This window comes from Mycobacterium sp. NGS49, from assembly GCF_059812565.1.
Map to the genome: position 1 here is coordinate 60,987 of NZ_JCALCX010000028.1, position 18,174 is coordinate 79,160.

General features: G+C 66.6%; 14 protein-coding genes and 2 pseudogenes. 9 read left to right on the forward strand and 7 right to left on the reverse strand.

Translation table 11 applies throughout. The features are described 5' to 3' along the window. Positions 1-7: 7 nt before the first annotated feature. The 5 genes and pseudogenes from AC5Y7D_RS24195 to AC5Y7D_RS24215 form a co-directional block, all read right to left on the reverse strand. Positions 8-649 carry an SDR family oxidoreductase gene (locus tag AC5Y7D_RS24195; RefSeq protein ID WP_499928370.1) on the reverse strand — a complete coding sequence of 214 codons (642 nt, stop codon included), beginning with the start codon at positions 647-649 and terminating at the stop codon, positions 8-10. A gap of 53 nt (positions 650-702) precedes the next feature. Further along, entirely contained in the window at positions 703-1,965 is a 1,263-nt protein-coding gene (locus tag AC5Y7D_RS24200; protein WP_499928371.1) for a TetR/AcrR family transcriptional regulator, read from the reverse strand. A gap of 227 nt (positions 1,966-2,192) precedes the next feature. Further along, a pseudogene (locus AC5Y7D_RS24205) lies at positions 2,193-2,293 on the reverse strand (nitroreductase family protein); the annotation flags it as partial. 68 nt (positions 2,294-2,361) lie between these two features. Further along, on the reverse strand, positions 2,362-3,456 hold the full coding sequence (locus AC5Y7D_RS24210; RefSeq protein ID WP_499928372.1) for an acyl-CoA dehydrogenase family protein: 1,095 nt from the start codon (positions 3,454-3,456) through the stop codon (positions 2,362-2,364). After that, positions 3,453-4,604: an acyl-CoA dehydrogenase family protein gene (locus tag AC5Y7D_RS24215; protein ID WP_499928373.1), complete on the reverse strand. Its 1,152-nt coding sequence runs from the start codon at positions 4,602-4,604 to the stop codon at positions 3,453-3,455. The genes AC5Y7D_RS24210 and AC5Y7D_RS24215 overlap by 4 nt, the downstream gene beginning before the upstream one ends. A gap of 92 nt (positions 4,605-4,696) precedes the next feature. On the opposite strand from AC5Y7D_RS24215, the gene AC5Y7D_RS24220 reads away from it, so the two are divergent. The 7 genes from AC5Y7D_RS24220 (at position 4,697) to AC5Y7D_RS24250 (ending at position 13,505) form a co-directional block, all read left to right on the forward strand. Then, positions 4,697-6,394, forward strand: coding sequence for a nitric oxide reductase activation protein NorD (locus AC5Y7D_RS24220; RefSeq protein ID WP_499928374.1), 1,698 nt, complete (start codon positions 4,697-4,699; stop codon positions 6,392-6,394). 119 nt (positions 6,395-6,513) lie between these two features. Beyond that, positions 6,514-7,359, forward strand: a complete 846-nt coding sequence (locus AC5Y7D_RS24225) for a CbbQ/NirQ/NorQ/GpvN family protein (RefSeq protein ID WP_499928375.1) — start codon at positions 6,514-6,516, stop codon at positions 7,357-7,359. Between the two features lie 89 nt (positions 7,360-7,448). Next, on the forward strand, positions 7,449-8,561 hold the full coding sequence (locus AC5Y7D_RS24230) for an ABC transporter substrate-binding protein (RefSeq protein WP_499928376.1): 1,113 nt from the start codon (positions 7,449-7,451) through the stop codon (positions 8,559-8,561). Between the two features lie 10 nt (positions 8,562-8,571). Continuing rightward, positions 8,572-9,708, forward strand: a complete 1,137-nt coding sequence (locus tag AC5Y7D_RS24235; RefSeq protein ID WP_499928377.1) for a spirocyclase AveC family protein — start codon at positions 8,572-8,574, stop codon at positions 9,706-9,708. Next, positions 9,701-10,684 (forward strand): SDR family oxidoreductase, encoded by a 984-nt coding sequence (locus tag AC5Y7D_RS24240; RefSeq protein ID WP_499928378.1) that lies wholly within the window; start codon positions 9,701-9,703, stop codon positions 10,682-10,684. The genes AC5Y7D_RS24235 and AC5Y7D_RS24240 overlap by 8 nt, the downstream gene beginning before the upstream one ends. Positions 10,685-10,693: 9 nt before the next feature. Continuing rightward, positions 10,694-11,911 carry a cytochrome P450 gene (locus tag AC5Y7D_RS24245; RefSeq protein WP_499928379.1) on the forward strand — a complete coding sequence of 406 codons (1,218 nt, stop codon included), beginning with the start codon at positions 10,694-10,696 and terminating at the stop codon, positions 11,909-11,911. A 109-nt stretch (positions 11,912-12,020) separates the two neighbouring features. Then, on the forward strand, positions 12,021-13,505 hold the full coding sequence (locus AC5Y7D_RS24250; protein ID WP_499928380.1) for an aldehyde dehydrogenase family protein: 1,485 nt from the start codon (positions 12,021-12,023) through the stop codon (positions 13,503-13,505). A 47-nt stretch (positions 13,506-13,552) separates the two neighbouring features. Here AC5Y7D_RS24250 and AC5Y7D_RS24255 read toward each other — a convergent pair whose 3' ends face one another. After that, positions 13,553-15,430 (reverse strand): serine/threonine-protein kinase, encoded by a 1,878-nt coding sequence (locus AC5Y7D_RS24255; protein ID WP_499928387.1) that lies wholly within the window; start codon positions 15,428-15,430, stop codon positions 13,553-13,555. 427 nt (positions 15,431-15,857) lie between these two features. Between AC5Y7D_RS24255 and AC5Y7D_RS24260 the strand changes: the two genes are divergently transcribed. Both AC5Y7D_RS24260 and AC5Y7D_RS24265 read left to right on the forward strand, forming a co-directional pair. After that, positions 15,858-16,205 carry a YciI family protein gene (locus AC5Y7D_RS24260; protein ID WP_499928381.1) on the forward strand — a complete coding sequence of 116 codons (348 nt, stop codon included), beginning with the start codon at positions 15,858-15,860 and terminating at the stop codon, positions 16,203-16,205. 15 nt (positions 16,206-16,220) lie between these two features. Continuing rightward, positions 16,221-17,444, forward strand: a complete 1,224-nt coding sequence (locus AC5Y7D_RS24265; protein ID WP_499928382.1) for an RNA polymerase sigma factor — start codon at positions 16,221-16,223, stop codon at positions 17,442-17,444. A gap of 111 nt (positions 17,445-17,555) precedes the next feature. Here AC5Y7D_RS24265 and AC5Y7D_RS24270 read toward each other — a convergent pair. After that, positions 17,556-18,174: pseudogene (locus AC5Y7D_RS24270) on the reverse strand (hypothetical protein); the annotation flags it as partial.

Genomic DNA, 18,174 nt, shown 5'->3' on the forward strand with positions numbered 1-18,174 from the left:
CAGCGGGTCAGCCGGCCAATGCCTCGGCGATCGCAACGTCACCATTGTTGAACTCGATGGTGCGGCCGATGGTCGAGTCGTCGGCCACGACGGCGGCCGCCACCAGCGCGACGTCTTCGCGAGCGACCGAACCCTTTCCCTCGCCGATCGCGATCCGTCCCGTCGCCGGCTCCAGCGTCAGCCGGCCAGGTCCGAGCACCGTCCAGTCCAGGTCGCTGGCCCGTAAGTGCTCGTCTGCGGCCGCCTTGGCCTCCGCATACGCGAAAAACGAATCATCTTCCGGAACAACGTGATTGGGCCCGGCGCCGAAGTAGGACACGATTACGAACCGGCGCACGCCCGCCCGCTCGGCGGCGTCGATCACCCGGATCGCGGCATCCCGGTCGACGGCAAAGGTCCGGGACGGGTCGCCGCCACCGGCCCCGGCGGAGAAAACCACAACGTCATGCCCTGCCACCAGATCGGCCAACTCATCGGTACCGAGATGCTCGATGTCGGCCGTCACCGGTTCGGCCCCGGTCGCCGCGACGTCGGCACTGTGATCGGGATTGCGGAAAACCGCGCTCACCCGGTCGCCGCGCTCGTGGAGGATCCGGGCCAGATGCAGCGCCACCTTGCCGTGCCCGCCGACGATGATGATGTGTGCCATGCACGTCACGCTACGCGAATCGCCAAGCGGTCGTCGGACCATAAATTTGGTTGCTACTTGCCGCGAACCGCCACGCCGCGCAATACCGTGTCGCGGGCCAGGAGCAGCGAAGTTCGGGTGCCCACCGCGCGCAGAATGTTTTCCGGGATCCACTGCATGCCGATGATGCACCGGGCCAACATGGTGGCCGACGCCGGATCGGTACGGATCTCCTTCGACCGGATTCCCTCGGAGAGCAGGGATTTCATCTGACGCAGCCGGGTCGTGTAAGACCATCCCGGGTTCACCGTGTCCCGGGGCGGCGATTGGCGCATCCAGGCGAGCTGAATCCTGAACTCATCGGAAAACTGGTCCAACGCATTGATATTGACCCAGCTGAGGGCATCCAACTTCTCGATCGGCGTCGCTTCGGATCGCAGCACATCGACCCAGCCTCCTTCGACCTTCTGGCCGAAGGAGCGCATGATCGAGGCCAGCAGTTCGTCTTTGGATCCGATCACCCGGTACACGGTTCCGGTGCCCAGCCCGGCCGCCGACGCGATATCCCTGATGGTGGTGACTTCATATCCCTTGCGGCCGAATTCGGTTCGTGCCACCGATCGCAGGTGTGCCGCCTTGTCGCTGGGGTCGGCCTCGCGGTCGTCGGCCCAGGTCGCGATGACCTGGCCGGCAGCGGCGAATGCCGGGGACCGGTCCAGCGCGCGATCATCAGGAGGCCGGGACGCCAACCCTTGCAGGATGATTCGGCACATCAATGCGGCGACCTGGTCGGGAGAGGAATTGTGCCGGATCACGTCGAGACCGACCTGCAGCATGGTCTGGCAGATGCGATCCGCCAGCGTGGGCAGGTCGATGTCGGCCCTGATGTAACCGCTCCATCTGGCGGCACGCAGTGTTTGCAGCATTGCCTCCAGGATCGCGGTGGGCCGCTGCTGCGTCAGCTTCATCAGTTCGGGATCCGTGCTCGGTCCCTCGTAGAACGACATCTGCAAGGCGGCGCGGTGCCGCACAGCGCAGTTGGCGATCGCCGAGCCCAACTCGATGATCTGCTCGGCCGGCGGCCGGGAGTCCGGCTCGTCCAATTTCACTTGGGCGCTTTGCCCTATCCGGTCCAGCTCGGCTTGATACCGGTGGATGAGCTCCACCAGTATCGCTTCTTTGGATTCGAAATGGTGGTAGAGACTGCCCGGGAGAATGCCTGCCGCATCGGCGATTTCCTGCAGCGAGGTGCGTAGTCCGGATGAAGCGATCAACGTTGCCGCGGTCTCGAGGATCTCGGTCCGGCGCGTTTTGGATTCGGTTGCGCTGTCGGTCATGGTCGGCTGGACGTGGCGAATCGCAGCTTCGGCAACATGCGAGTCCCGCCCTCCTGCTGAACCAAATCTTTGTCAGAGATTACCAGAATCGCCGCGCCAAACGCGCTGCGTGCGGCCCCGCTGACCCATCCTAGCCGGGCGGGGACGACCAATGGTCGACCGCTCGTCGACGGGCAGCCGACGCGCGGGCCGCCGGTTTTGCCCCGCAACGCCGGGTCGGTCACCTACAGCCATCGCCAGGTCTGCTGGTTGGAGCCGTTGGCGGCCTGCAGGCCGATGCGCAGGCGGTCACGGATTCGTCGGGGTCGACGGTCGCGTCCACGTCCAGCGACTTGCGCGCCGAGCGAGTCGTGCCCCGAGATCAATGCCGCGTTGCGCGCCGGCCCGCGAACTCAATCATCGCTGTCGCTTCTTGGCAAGGCGCGCACCGACTTCGGTCAGATACTGGTCGGGTCCACCACCGAGTGCGCTCCAGCTGAGCAGGCGCTTGAGATAGAGGTGTGCATCGTGCTCCCAGGTGTATCCGATGCCGCCGAACACCTGGATGGCGTTGTCCCCCACAGCGGCCAGCCGCCCGGCGAAGGCCTTGGCCCGGACCGCGGACATGTGGTGCTCCGTGGGATCGGCGGCATCAGCGGCATACAATGCATGGATCACCCCGCTACGAGCCAACTCCACCGTCTCGAACATGTCGACACAGAGGTGCTGGACCGCCTGAAAAGATCCGATGGCCTGGCCGAATTGCTCTCGCGTCTTTGCGTGTTCGATCGCCATGGACATCACGGCGCGCGCGGCGCCCAGCGCGTCGGCGGCGGTCGCGATCAGCAGGTCGTCGGCCGTGGCCCGGATGGTGTCGGCGGAGGGCGTGCCCAGTCGCTGTGCGGGCACGCGGTCGAGCTCCACTCGAAATTGCTTGCGGGTCGCGTCGATTCCGCTTTCATGCGTCACGGATATGCCCGAATCCGCGGTCTTCACCGCGAAAAGCCCGGTGTCGTCGCGGTCTTGGGCCAGGACGAGCATGACGTCGGCGGCCGCCGCGTCAGACACCAGGGCGATCTCACCCTTGAGCACGACGTGCGGGCCGCGTTCGATCGCCGCGACGGTGCCGGCATCCAGCATAGCGGCGGTCACTATCGATGTTCCGGCGGCGATTTCGGCGAGAATATTCGTCGAAGGCTCACCGCCGAGACGAGTCAATGCCCGCACGGCGCCGACGGCAGTGGACAACCAGGGGCCCGGGTACAAAGCGGCACCGAGCTCTTCGGCGACGATGCCGGCTTCAACCATGGTCAGGTCGGCGCCACCGGCTGCCTCCGGTACCAGCAGGCCGGTCGCGCCCAGATCCGCCAGGCCGCGCCACACGGTCTCGGTGTTGCCGGTGGGATCGTCGAGCAGCGCGCGCGCGTGCCCCGACACCGGCGCCCGCTCGGCCAGGAAGCGTCGCACCGTGTCACGCAGGGCGACCTGTTCCGCGGAGAGTTCGAGATTCATGAGCGTGGCAACCCCAGGACCCGTTGGGCGGTGATGTTCTTGTTGATCTGGCTGGTACCGCCCGCGATGGTCAGCGACCGCGATGTCAGGCGGTAATCGGCCCAGCGGCCGTGCACGCCGCGGGTGCCCAGTACGTCGAACGCCAGGGCTGCGAGATCCTGTCCGATCTCACCCCATACCGTCTTCGCCAGGCTTGCCGAGCCGAGTGGGTCTCCGCCGTGCAATGTTGCCGAGATCGCGCGTTGGCAAAGAACTTCCAGATATTTGATCCGGACCGATATCTCGCCGAGCCGGCGCAGGGTCACCGGGTCATCCAGCGCGTCGCCACCATCGGTCTCCGCGAAGTCGGCCACCAGTTCTTCCAGCCGGACCTGCATTTCTGCGTACAGCCGCGCGGCGCCGGCACGCTCGTGGCTCAACGTCGTGGTGGCAACCCGCCAACCGGCATTGAGGGGACCGAGCAGGGCGTCGGCCGGCACCCGGACGTCATGGAAGAACACTTCGGCGAAGTCAGTGTCGCCGTTGAGCGTCACCAGTGGGCATGCCTCGATCCCCGGCAGGCTCATGTCCACGATCAAGCAGGAGATCCCTTTGTGCTTCGGGGCTTCCGGATCGGTGCGCACATACAGCTGACACCAGTTCGCCTTGTGGCCCAGCGACGTCCAGATCTTCTGTCCGGTAACGACGAAGTGGTCACCGTCGCGCACCGCCCTGGTCCGCAGCGCGGCGAGATCGGACCCGGCTTCGGGCTCGGACATACCCTGGCACCAGATGTCGTCGGCGCGCATCATCCGGGGGAGCAGTGTCGTCTTCTGCGACTCGGTGCCGTACTGCATGATCGCGGGAGCGATGTTGTTCATCCCGATGACGTTGAGCGGCAACGGCGCCCGTGCCCGCGTGGTCTCCTCGGTGTAGACCAGCTGCTCGAGTACTGTCGCCCCGCGACCGCCGTACTCACGTGGCCACGACACGGCCGCCCAGCCCGCATCCGCCATGGTCGCGTTCCACGCGCGGAGCTTTTCGAAGACGGCCTCACTGCGGCCGGAGGGCCGGCGCGCGGCGATCAATTCCTCGGTGAGATGTTCCGATAGCCAGCCACGCAGGTCGTCGCGGAACCGTTCCACTTCCGCGGGGTAGGAGAAGTCCACGTTTCCTATTCGACCTCATGCGATTGACTGCAGCCAAGCCGGACTCTACGTTGGAACAGATATTTGGTCAAAAAAGGATTCGGGGGTCGGACTTGGGAGACGGCGCTCCCGGTGATCAGCTCCGCGGCCTCAGCATGCTCGCCTCGGCTCTCGCGGGCCGGCCGGTGGCAGTCGACAAGTTGCCCCCGGGGGACTCGCCCTGGACGGACAGTCAGACGATCTACCTCGACGCCGCTGCCGCGCCGCGAGCCAGGCTGGAGACCGTGGCAGTCCAGGCGTCCCTGATCGCGGCAGGCAGCCTGGATCCCGACGTGGTGCGCCCGTTGGTCCGCCATCCTCGGCTGGCCAGACGATATCTGGCGATCGAGGCCCACCGTGCGCTCGTTGCAAACAGCGGCCTGCTGCCGCCGATCCTGGCGAGGCTGGGCGATCGGGAAATCGCCGGCCGCAGCGCGTCGTCGTCGGCTTCGTTACAACTTGCCGAACGGCGCGGGGCACTCGACGAGGTCCCGCCCGAGTTCGGGGTGATCCGCGCCGCCAAGGTGCTTGCCGCCTGCTCGCGGGCGGACAAGCAGCAAGACGAAGCGAACCCCCAACACATGGCGCGGAGGCGGGGCGCGGCAGAGTTTGCCGAATTGGACGACGGTGAAGTCGACGACTGCGACGATCCCGATCTGTTCACCAGCCCGGTGGGCGGTGGCGGCTTCATCGGTAAGTGGTTGAAGAAGATGCTGTCGTCCGCACGTAAAGCCGGCAGCGGCGGTGGCCCCCCGGGCGCGGATGCGCCGACGCACCGCACCAGCGCGGCCAATCGCGGTTTCCACGCGGTGTCGTCAATGGCCACGATGTCCGGCGAGGACGTCGAGGATGCGCAATCTCGACGAGTTTCCAACGGCGTGACCTATCCGGAGTGGGACGCGGCGCGCAAGAGTTATCGGCCGCAGTGGTGCACCGTGCAGGAGGTGGAGCCGAAGATCAAAGCGTCGGCCACCCCCGGGATCGACGCCGCCATCGGCGTGCGGCGCCCGTTGTCGCGGCTCGGCTTGGGTCTGCATCGTCGCCACCGCCAGGCGCAGGGCGACGACATCGACATTGACGCGGCGGTGGAGGCCCGCGTCGAGGTCCGGGCCGGATCGGTACCCGACGAGGCGGTATACCTCGACAGTTTACGGCGGCGGCGCGATCTGTCGGTGCTGTTGCTCCTCGACATCTCGGGGTCGGCCGCCGAGCCGGGAACGGCGGGGTGCACGGTGCACGAACAGCAGCGGACGGCCGTCGCCAACCTCATGGTTGCCCTGTATGACCTCGGCGACCGAATTGCGCTGTACGCCTACTATTCTCAGGGGCGCCGCGCGGTCAGCATGGTGCCCGTCAAGCGATTCGACGACCACCTCGACACTCGCGTCATGAGACGGCTGAACAGTCTGGAACCCGGTGCGTACTCCCGTCTCGGGGCGGCGATCCGGCACGGTTCGGCGGTGCTGGAGACGGGCGGAGGCACATCCCGGCGGCTGTTGGTGGTGCTGTCCGACGGGCTGGCATACGACCACGGCTACGAGCGGGCCTATGGTGCCGCCGATGCGCGTCGCGCGCTGACCGAAGCCCGCCGGCGGGGGAGCGGCTGCGTGTGCCTGACCATCGGCGCCGGAACCGACGTGCCCTCGTTGCGCCGGGTGTTCGGCAGCACCGCACACGCCACCGTCGGACGGCCGGATCAACTCGCCGGTGTGATCGGACCGCTGTTCAGATCGGCGCTGCGCTCGGCCGAGGTCCGGCGCCGGGTGTCATGAGTAATGCCCTGTCCCAGAACAGAGTTGGGGAGTAGAGGCGCGGCGGATCGGACCACCGGACTTGAAACAAAGATCTGTTCCGAATAGGCTGCGTGCAACGCGGTGGCAGAGGGGAAGTCATGGCCGACGAGTCCGGCATTGCCGACCGGAACGGTGCGGTCGCTGAAGTGGCGGATACGGTGCGGCCCTACTACACGGCGGTTGGCCGCGAAGAGGCCATCTTCAAGGCCGCCTACCGTCAGGGATTGGCGCTGGTCCTCAAGGGCCCGACCGGCTGCGGCAAGACCCGCTTCGTCGAGGCCATGGCGCATGACCTGGGCCGGCCGCTGATCACCGTCGCCTGCCACGACGACCTCACTACCGCAGACCTGGTCGGCCGGTATCTGCTGCGGGGTGACGAGACGGTCTGGGTCGACGGCCCGCTGACCCGGGCGGTGCGCGAGGGTGCGATCTGTTATCTCGACGAAGTGGTCGAGGCCCGGCAGGACACCACGGTGGTGCTGCATCCGCTCGCGGACCACCGGCGCCAACTCCCGATCGAGCGTCTCGGTGTGACGCTCGACGCCGCACCCGGATTCGGCTTGGTGGTGTCGTATAACCCCGGCTATCAGAGCGTGCTCAAGGACCTCAAAGACTCCACCCGTCAGCGCCTGGTCGCCATCGAATTCGGTTTCCCGGCAAAAAATCTCGAGCAGGAGATCGTGTGTCACGAGGCCGGGGTGGACGGGTCGACCGCGGCCGAGCTGGTGCGCTTCGGTCAAGCCATCCGGCGACTGGAGACCGGCGGCCTGCGCGAAGTCGCATCCACCCGGGTGCTCATCGCGGCGGGCCGGCTCGTCGCCGAGGGTCTGCCGATCGCTGAGGCGGCGCGGGCGGCGATCGCCGGAGCGCTCACCGACGATGTAGCGGTGGGCCGGGCGCTCGACGAGATGGTCGATGTGTATCTCGGCGCGGGGCCACGATGATTGACGCTGCATTTAGCCACCGCTAGGGTCTGAACAAATATTAGGTCGAGCAAGCAGCCAAGCGACGTGCTCGTCCACGGGGAGGTCCGATGTCCTACGAAAGCACGGCAGAACCGATCAAGGTCGGCTACCTGATGGACTTCCGGCTTCCGCCAGGGTTTCCCGAGGAGCTGTTCGCTTCGTTCACCCAAACTTTCGACCTCATCTTCGAGGAGGCGGTCCAGCAGGGCTTGATGGACCGTCCCGTGCAGATGATCTATCGCGAGGTGGAGGGGCTGCCCAAGGGTTCGGTGAAGGCGGTGATCGACGCGTACGGCGAACTGGTCGACGAGGGCTGCCTGGTGGTGTTCGGGCCGAACATCACCGACAACTGTGTGCCGCTGCGTGAGGCGATCGAGGAAAGATTCAAGGTGCCGACGATCAGCGTGACCGGCACCGACGACTGGCTGGGCGAGTGGACATTCGCCTTCCCGCAGGGATCGATGACCGACGAGCCGATCTTCATCGCCGATCTGGTGGCCAAACGTGGCCTCGCCGAGATCGGTGTTCTGGTGGAGCAGAGCCTGATCGGTGAGAGCTACCTGAAGAACCTGCGAAGCGCCTGCCGGCGCAAGGGTATTCGGATCGTCGCGGAGGTTTCCATAGCGCAGACCGCTCAGGACATCAACACGGCGGTGTCAACGTTGCACGAGGCGAAGGCCGAGGCGATCGTGCACCTGGGCTTCGGATTCGGAATCGTCTTCATCAACCCGGCGCTCGAAGCACTGGGCTGGGACCCGCCCCGGTTCAGCACCACCGCGTGGCAGAACGCCTGGGTGAACCCGATCATGTGGAACGCGTTCATGGGCTGGACCGGTGTCGACCAGTACGACGAGGCCAACCGGATCGGCCAGGACTTCCTGGACACCTACGCGACAAAGTACAACGGCAGTCGCCCGGAGTTCTGCGTGACGGTGGTGAACCGCGATGTCGCCGCCACGCTGGTGCGGGCGTTCAGCGACGCGCACCCGCTCAGCCCGCGCGGGGTCAAAGAGGCGTTGGAGCGGGTGAAGATGATGCCGGCCGCGTCGGGTGCGCCCGGCACCCGGGTGTCCTTCGGCAAGTGGACCCGGCGGGCGTGGATGGGCGCCGGCTATCTGGTGGCACGGACTCTTGATGCCGACGGGGTCAACTCGCACCTGGTTGATCGCTTCGGAGAGTGAGGTTGCCGGCATGAGTACTGACCAATCGGCTGTCGCGCAACAGAAATCGGTTTCCCCGCCGCAAGGTGCCAGACGCGGCTGGGGCGGCTGGATCGCCGGTGCTGCGCTGGCGGCCTTTGCGCTCTTCTTCATCGTGAACTGCCGCACCGCCCTCGACCCGCGCGTCGCCAACCCGAATGTGCAAGGGCGGCCGCGCCCGGTGAGGTTCACCTTCGGGTTGGACTACATCACCTTCCTGGATGTTGCCACCGCGATCACGCTGGTTGTGCTGCTGGTGGTGTTCATCAGGGGCTGGCGGCGCAATCCGGGCAGTCCGGTGATGCTGATGTTCCTGTGCACCACTTTGATCGTGTGGCAGGACCCGATCATGAACTGGGCTCCGTTCGCGGTCTACAACCCCGACCTCACCCACTGGCCGGAGTCCTGGCCGCTGGTGTCATTGTCACCGACCGTCGAACCGTTCGTGGTGTTCGGTTACGTGATGTTCTATTTCGGCCCCTACTTCCCGGCGGTCTGGATCCTGCGCAAACTGCAGGCACGGAAAGGGCCGGAGGCGTTCGTATCACGGCATCCGTTGATCTGCCTGGGCCTGGTGACTTGTGCGATCGGCTTCGTCATGGACGCGTTTCTGGAGAACACGTTGATCCACTGGGGAATGTACATCTATTCGCAGGTGATTCCGTGGGGCTCGGTATTCACCGGCACGACATTCCAATTCCCGCTGATCTGGGAGTCGTTCTCGGTGACATTCGTGATGGTGCCGGCGGCGATCCTCTGCTACCGCGATGACACCGGCAAATCGGTGGCCGAGAAGCTGGCGGCGAAAGCGAAGATCCTCCCGAGCCGGCCGGTGCTGGGCACGTTCCTGGTGATGTTCGCCATCATCAACGTGTCCTACTTTGCCTACGGCGCATGGTTCTGGGCGATCAAGGTCAGCCATGCCGCCACCTCTGTGGCCTGCCCGTGGCCCTACCCGGAAGCCAAAGTGTATGACCCGCAGGGCTTCTACGAGAAGGCGGGTGCCCCGGGCCCCTACTCGGTCGGCATCTGGTCGACCTGGGCGAGCGGTGAGCCGAACGGCCGCCCGCACGTCGATCCGCCGCCGCCGGGTCAAGGGGCCTGCGCAACCGCGAGCAAGAATGGCTGAACCGCGCGCGGTTGTCATCACCGGTGCGTCGCGCGGACTGGGGTTCGCCTCTGCCGTGCGCCTGCATCACGAAGGGTGGCGCGTGGTCGCGGCCATGCGCACACCCGACCGCGGGGTTCCGTTGCTACGGCAGGCGACCGGGGCCAGTGTGGACGACGGGCGGGTGGTTCCCGTGCAGCTGGACCTCACCGACCCCACGTCGATCGCCGCCGCGGCAAAGGCGATCGAAGAGGCTGTGGGAGCGCCCTATGCGCTGGTGCACAACGCAGGCATCTCCGCGGCGGGAGTGGTCGAAGAAACCGATATGGCGTTGTGGCAGAACATGTTTGACACCAGCGTGCTGGGGCCCGTGGCGCTCACCCAGGCCTTGTTGCCCGCGATGCGGGCGGCGGGCGAGGGACGCATCGTGCTGGTCTCCAGCGCGGCCGGGGTGCGCGGTCAGCCTGCCACCGCGCCCTACTCGGCCGCCAAGGGGGCGCTGGAGCGGTGGGGAGAGTCGATGGCGTGCGAGATCGCGCCCTTCGGACTGGGCGTCACCGTATTGGTGGCCGGCACGTATGACACCGACATCATCACCGACGCGGGCACGACCGATAACCGAAACTTCCAGGGCCCGTACGTCCGGCTGCACAACACCATGAACTCCCGGGGGAGGTTCGCGATGAAACTCGCCAGGCCCCCGGAGCGGTTCACCGACGGACTGGTCAAGGCGCTTGCTGACACGAAGGCGTTCCGTCGCCGCGGTGTGGGGCCGGATGCCTCAATGTTGCTGGCGCTCAACAGAATGTTGCCTGCCGCGGGCATGCACCACGTCTCGCGCATCGTGCTGGGCATACCGAGGCAGGGGTCGATGCGGGGCGGTGCCTATCCATTGACGGCCGCACAGCGGGCGATGGTCCTGACCGCGCGGGTCCTGCCGCAGCCGATACTGCAGCGCCTGGCCGCGCTGTCGGCGCGGCGCAAACAAGGGGAGTGAAAGGTACTGATGGAACAGCTATTCGACGACTTGGAAGCCTTCGGCGCCTTCGACGACGCCATTTCCGGTGACGTGCGCGACCCGTACACCGAGTTGGCGCGGTTGCGCCGCGAGGAACCCGTGCAGCGCCTGGAGACCTCCGGCGCGCTGCCGCACGAGGAATCGCTGCCGATGTTCATCGTGTATCGCCACGAGGACATCACGCAGATGTTGCGGGACAATGAGACGTTCTCCTCGGCGGCTGTCATCGCCGCCTTCGGCCCGGTGCTGGGTGAAGGCGTGATGCTCGGGATGGACGAGCCGGTGCACGGCCGGCTGCGGTCGCTGGTGTCAAAGGCCTTCTCGCAGAAGTCATTGGCGCGGTGGCAGGACGAATTGGTGGCCCGGGTGGCCAACAGCCTGATCGACAACTTCGCGCCCAACGGCAAGGCGGACCTGGTCAAGGAGTTCACTTTCGACTATCCGAGCCAGATCATCGCGGGACTGTTGGGCCTGCCGGAGCAGGACTACCCACAGTTCCAGCGGTGGTCGATCTCGCTGCTGAGCTGGCTGATGAACCCGCAACGCGGGCTCGCCGCCGCGGCGGCGCTGTGCGAATACTTCGCACCGATCCTCGAAGCCCGGCGCGCCGAACCGAAAGACGATCTGATCAGCGCCCTCGGCGCGGCCGAAATCGACGGACAAAAGCTCGCGGACGAGGAGATCTTCTCGTTTCTGCGGCTGCTGCTGCCCGCCGGAGTGGAGACCACCTACCGGTCGTTGGGCAGTCTGCTGCTGGGGCTGCTGTCGGATCCCGCACAGTTGGCGGCGATCCGGGCGGACCGGTCGCTGCTGCCGCAGGCGATCGAAGAGGGTGTGCGCTGGGAACCCCCACTGCTCACCATCACCCGGGTGGCCACCCGCGACACCGAACTTGGCGGGGTGGCGATCCCGGCCGGCGCCACCGTGATGCCGATGCTGGGTTCGGCGAACCGTCAGGAAGATCGCTATCCCGACCCCAACAAGTTCGACATTCACCGGCAGGCCAGGTCGAATCTGGGCTGGGGGCACGGGGTGCACGTCTGTCTCGGCATGCACCTGGCGCGGCTGGAAATGCGCACCGCGATCAACCTCCTGTTGGACCGGTTGCCGAACCTGCGGCTCGATCCCGATGCCGACGACCCGCACATCCGTGGTCAGGTGTTCCGGTCGCCGACGTCGGTGCCGGTGCTCTTCGACGCTCAGTAGCTGACTGGGTGCTTTCCGGTAAGGCTCACCGTAGAGTTACTTTCTAACGGGTGGCCGTTTACGTCCCGGCGCTCTCACCAGCGCCTTGTCAAAAGAGAGCTGAACACATATGGCTGACACTGTAAAGGTCCGTTTCGAGCCGAAGATGATGATCGACGGCAAACTCGTCGACGGCCAGGCCGGCACGTTCACCAATATCAACCCGGCCACCGAGGAATCCCTCGGCGAGGTCGCCGACGCCTCCAAGGAGGACATGCACCGGGCCATCGACGCCGCCCGGCGCGCCTTCGACGAGACCGACTGGTCGACCAACCGCGAGTTGCGCAAGCGCTGTCTGCTACAGCTGCACGACGCGATCGAAGAGGAGAAAGAGGAGCTGCGCGAGGAGCTCATCCTGGAAGTGGGGTCGCCGCGCGCGATCACCTTCGGCCCCCAGCTGGATGCGCCCTTGGCCGACGGCCTGAAGTACCCCGCACGGCTCATCGACGAGTACGCCTGGGAAACCGACCTCGGCGACCGGGTGATCAGCCTCACCGGCGCGAACACGTCGATCAAGGTGTGGCGGGAGCCGGTCGGCGTGGTCGGTGCGATCGTGCCGTGGAACTTCCCGTTCGAGGTGACGCTGAACAAGCTCGGCCAGGCACTGGGCACCGGCAACACCGTGGTGCTCAAGCCGGCCCCCAACACCCCGTTCAACGCGACCCGGCTGGGCCGGCTGATCGCCGAGAAGACCGACATCCCCGCCGGTGTGGTCAACGTCGTCACTGCGTCCGATCACTTTGTGGGAGAGGAACTTACGCTCTCACCCAAGGTCGACCTGATCTCGTTCACCGGCTCGACGGTGGTGGGCAAGCGGATCATGGAAAAGGGCGCGGCGACCATGAAACGGTTGTTCCTCGAACTGGGCGGCAAGTCGGCCACCATCGTTCTCGAGGACGCCGACTTCGGGCTGGCCTGCGCGATCGGCATCGCGCCGTGCATGCACGCCGGCCAGGGCTGCGCCAACCCGACCCGGATGCTGCTGCCGCGGTCGCGCTACGACGAAGGCGTCGCGATCCTCAAGAGCATCTACGAGAACGTCACCTGCGGCGATCCCCAGGATCCCGGAACCCTTTGCGGACCGGTCATTTCGGAGCGTCAGCGCGACCGCGTCATGGGCTATATCCGCAACGGCGTCGAGGAAGGCGCCACCGCCCTGGTCGGCGGACCGGATGCCCCCACCGGCTTCGACAAGGGATTCTTCGTCCGCCCAACACTTTTCGTCGATGTCGACAACTCCATGACGATCGCCCAAGAAGAGATCTTCGGCCCGGTGTTGTCGGTCATCCCGTTCGACGACGAGGAGGACGCCATCCGGATCGCCAACGACAGCGTCTACGGTCTGGCGGGCAACGTGATGTCGGGTTCGCTGGAGCGCTCGCTGGCAGTGGCACGGCGGATCAAGGCCGGCTTCATGGGCGTCAACGGCGGCGCGCCGTATGGAGCCGACGTACCGTTCGGCGGCTACAAGCAAAGCGGCGTGGGACGCCAGAACGGCATCGCCGGATTCGACCAGTACACCGAGATCAAGTCGGTGGGGTATCCCGTCGGCTAAGGGATCGCCGACATCGCTGCCGGTGCTGCGCGAGGTGACTTTCTGATCTATTCGCCGAGGCGTTCAGTTCTCACGTCGATATCGAAGCTCACGCCGCAAGACCCGGTAGCTTCCACGTGACCACGGCCGGTGAGCAGGGTGATCGGATCCTGTGGCGGTTGCGGTAGGGAGAACTGTGCGTACGCCTTGTAGTGCGACGGGTCGCCGGCCTCACACTTGTCGTCGAATTCGCGGTTCCAGATCCAGTTCCCGCCGCCGAACACCAGCTGCATTGCAGATTCGGGATTATGCAAGTAGCTCATGCACCGATCGCCGGTGCGAAGACATGCCGTACGGACGGCAAAGTCGTCCGGCGAGAGTTTCGTTCCCTTGGCGGTCGTCATTGTCTGACGGTAGCGGCCGCGTAGGCCTTCCGCCGGGGACACCACCCGGGGTGCTTGGGCGGCCGGGTCGGGAAGGCTGTTGACGTCGACGTCTCCGGTCCGGGTAAAGGTCACCGTTCGTTTTGCGGCGCAACCATTGGCGGTGGTGGCGCTGTATTCGCCGGCAAGGGTGCCGTCGGGCCGCGGCTGCACGGTGATCACCGCCCAGACTTCGATGGGAGCGTCACGGCACTTGTCAGAGCCGAGGGCTACGGCTACCCAGCCCCCGCCGACATTGTCGAACACCAGCTTGGGGAACTGCGTGGGGCGGCTGTCGAGACGCGCCGCAGTGGCGACGCACCCAGTGGGGCCGCACACCGAGCGGACGCCCCAAGTGGCTGTGTACGGCGTCGAACCCTCAGTCGGTTTACCGTCGAGATCGGTGTCTGCGTCGTAGGCGGCGGTGTAGGTGCCGGTGAAAGGGCCGGTGTTGGGCGGCGGGCCGGCGGGTGTCGGGGTGGTTGTCGGGTTGTGCTGCTTCGGGACCGTAACCGCGGCAAGTATGCCACCGCCGATCAGCACGACGATGCCCAGCAAGACACCCAGCAGGACCTTCGGGCGCCGGACCATGCGCTTTCGGCCGGGGGCGGCCGCGGGTGCGGTGACGGCGGTCCATATCGGGCCCGGCTGGGTGTCGAGAATGTCGATCGGTCCTGCGGCGAGGCGCTTTCGCAGTTCTCCGGCGAACTCTTTACAGCTGCCAAACCGGTCGGCGGGCGTCTTGGCCATCGCCTTGGCAAACACCGTGTCCAGCGCCGCCAATTCGGGGCGCCGTTCGCCGATCGACGGTGGTGGCGCCGTCACATGTTGGGTGATCACGACCGCCGCGTTGGGATGGTCGTATGGCAAAGCGCCGGTCAACAGGTGATACGCCGTGCAGGCCAGCGCGTACTGGTCTGCGCGCGCATCAACGAGCTCACCCCGCAGCTGTTCGGGGGCGGCGTAGGCCACCGTCCCCATGGTCATATTGGTCACGGTCAGCCCCGCCGGGTCGTCGATGCTGCGCGCGATGCCGAAGTCGGTCAGGTAGATCCGCCGCTCTCCGGCGTCGGGTTCGCTCAGCAGGATGTTCGCCGGTTTGACGTCGCGATGCAACAGTCCCAGCCGATGTGCGTAGTCCAACGCCGACGCAACCGAGCTGATGACTTGCAGCGCTTCATCGGTGGGCAGCCCATTGGGGTATTGCTCGCGCAACAGTGTGGCCGCGTCCACGCCGTCGACGAAGTCCATCGAGATCCAGAACTGGCCGTGGTATTCACCGCGATCGTGGACGCTCAAGATGTTGGGGTGCGACAGATTCGCTGCGACGTCGGCTTCGTGCAGGAAGCGCACCCGGTAGTCCTGATCAGCGGTCAAGTCGGCCGAAAGCACCTTCAGAGCGTCGTGACGCGGCAACCGCGGATGTTGCGCCAGGTATACCGTCCCCATCGCACCGGCACCGAGCACTCGCAAGATGGTGTATCCCGCGAACTCCTCGCCGACCCCTGGCGGCATGGACAACATGGACACCCGTTCCCTCCATTCAGTGCGATCACCAATTCGCGCAGATCGTCGCCGTACCTCCCCGCGTCGTCCGGTCGGGTTAGGAAAACCCGAACTTTTCCCTTGCGGGCGCAGAACCTGCACCGATCGCGGCAGCACCGCCGGGCGCTGTGACGGCTGATGCACGAATCATGAAATTCACCATCTGATCCTCGGGCCGGTTCGGGCTAGGGCATTCCGGCCCTGGTGGGGCTGCCGTTGTGCTCCAACATGGCGGGAGTGACGATTTTGAAGCGGTGCCCAGCTTGGCTGCGCTTGAGGGATAGGTTTTGGTTCTGGGGCGATTGCTCAGATTGATCCGACTGGGGTGTCCTGATGGCGGTTCCGCAATCGTCCTCTTGGTGAGACCGGGGAACTGCCCCGATCATGATCAGTACAGGAGGACACCATGCCGCAATACGCCGCACTCACCTACACCAGGGACGTCGACTGGTCGGCCCCCGAACAGGCCGCTGACATGGCCGAATACCAGAAGTTCGGTCAAGAACACGGCGCCGCGATCCGCGGCGGCGCCGCGCTGTACCCGACCGGCACCGCAACCACCGTGCGGGTCAGCGGGGCGCGCGGCGGCGACGTCGTCACCAGCGACGGCCCGTACGCCGAGACCAAGGAGGCCCTGACCGGCTTCTACCTGATCGAGGCGGCCGACCTGGACGAGGCCCTGCGTATTGCGGCCGACATCCCGGCGGCCTGGGACGGTGCGGTCGAAGTGCGTCCCGTCATCGAATTCGGCTGATCCTTGAGTCGGTTGATGGACACCGACGCCGCACTCGCCGAAACCGTCCGGATCGAGGGGACGCGCATCCTGGCCACCCTCATCCGGACGGTTGGCTCGCTACACATCGCCGAAGACGCGGTGCAGGAAGCCGCACTGCGCGCTCTGCGGGACTGGCCCCGCACCGGGGTGCCCGACGAACCACGGGCCTGGCTGACGGTGGCCGCGCGCCGGGTCGCCATCGACCTGCTGCGCCGCGAAGGCGCCCGGGCGCACAAGGAGCGTGCCAGCGTGGAACTCGCGGTTCCCGACCTGCCGCCAGACAGTGTGGTGGCCGACGACCGGCTGCGGCTCATCTTCACCTGTTGCCATCCGGCGCTTGCTTTGGAGGCCCAGGTGACGCTGGCGCTGCGCACCCTGTGCGGTCTGTCGCCGGCGCAGATCGCGGCGGTGCTGTTGACCAGTGAAGCGGCGGTTGCCAAGCGCCTGACCCGGACGCGGAAAAAGATTGCCACCGCGGCGATCCCGTACCGGGTGCCGGGCGACGAAGAGTTGCCGGCGCGCCTGGCGGCGGTGTGCGCGGTGTTGCATACGTCGTACACGATCGCGCACACCGCCGCCGGTGGCGATCGTCTGGTGGACGTCGACGGCACCCGCGAGGCGCTGCGCCTGTCGCGCCTGGTGCACGATCTGATGCCCGACGAACCCGCACCGATGGCGGTGCTGGCATTGCAACTGCTGACCGAATCCCGGCGGGCCGCGCGCGTAAACGGGGCGGGGGAGCCGATCCCGCTGTCCGACCAGGATCGCGCACGGTGGGACACCGATGCGATAACCGAAGCGCTTGGATTGCTCGATGACTCGCTGCGTCGCACCGGCGCGGTCGCGGACCCTTACCAGCTACAGGCGGCCATTGCTGCCGAGCACGCCAGGGCCGCGTCGTATCAGGCCACCGACTGGGCCGAGATCGTCCGGCTCTACGACCTGCTGATGTCGGTCCGGCCGAGTGGTCCCGCGGCACTGGCCCGCGCTGTGGCGCTGGCCGAACGAGACGGGCCGGCAGCGGGATTGCAGGCGCTGGAGCAGCTGGAGGCCGACCAGCGATGGTACGCCGTGCGTGGTGAATTGCTTTCCCGGGCGGGCCGGTTCGCCGAGGCCGTGGCTGTAACGCGGGCATCGCTCACCGGGGCGGTCGCGGCCCCGGAACGCCGATATCGCGAGCGGCGGATCGCCGAGTGGTCAGGGCAACCAGTTAAGTGACGCCACAGCGAGTTCTTGTCATGTTGACGTGTTGAGCCCGTCATCGAGCGTGTTCACACACGGACCACTAACCGCACGCCGAGTCCACAGCGGCCGACAATCTCGGCGGCGTCACAACGCCGTACTTGGCACGGCACCGGTTCCGCCGGCGCCACCCTGCCCGCCGGCGTAGTACCCCGGACTCGCCAGCAAAAAGTACTGCCCGGGCTGGCCTGCCCCGGGTGGTCCGCCCGGCGTCCCATTGCTGGCGCCGGCGTTGCCGCCGTTACCGCCGTTGCCGCCGCTGCCGCCAAAACCGCCTTCTAGCTGCGCCCCACCGCGTCCCCCATGGCCGCCGTTTCCGCCGTAGCCGCCGATGACCCCGCCGTCCCCGCCAGCCCCACCGGCACCAGCATTCCCGCCGTTACCTCCCGTGCCCCGGTCGTAGGCTGGTGCGCCCGCGCCGCCGGCTCCTCCCGCGCCGCCAGCCCCTCCGCTGATGAAACCGTAACCGCCTGCGCCGCCGACACCCCCGGTGCCACCAGTGCCACCACCAACACTCCAACCGACACCTCCGGCCCCGCCGTCTCCCGCGGCTCCGCCAGCACCGCCGTGAGTACCGGAACCGCCGGTACCGCCGTTGCCTCCATTCCCGCCGACGGCGTAGAAGGCGGGAGCATCCGTGGCCCCGATGCCCCCCTGCCCGCCCTTTCCGCCGGTGCCGCCGTCACCGGCGGTCCCGGCCGCGCCG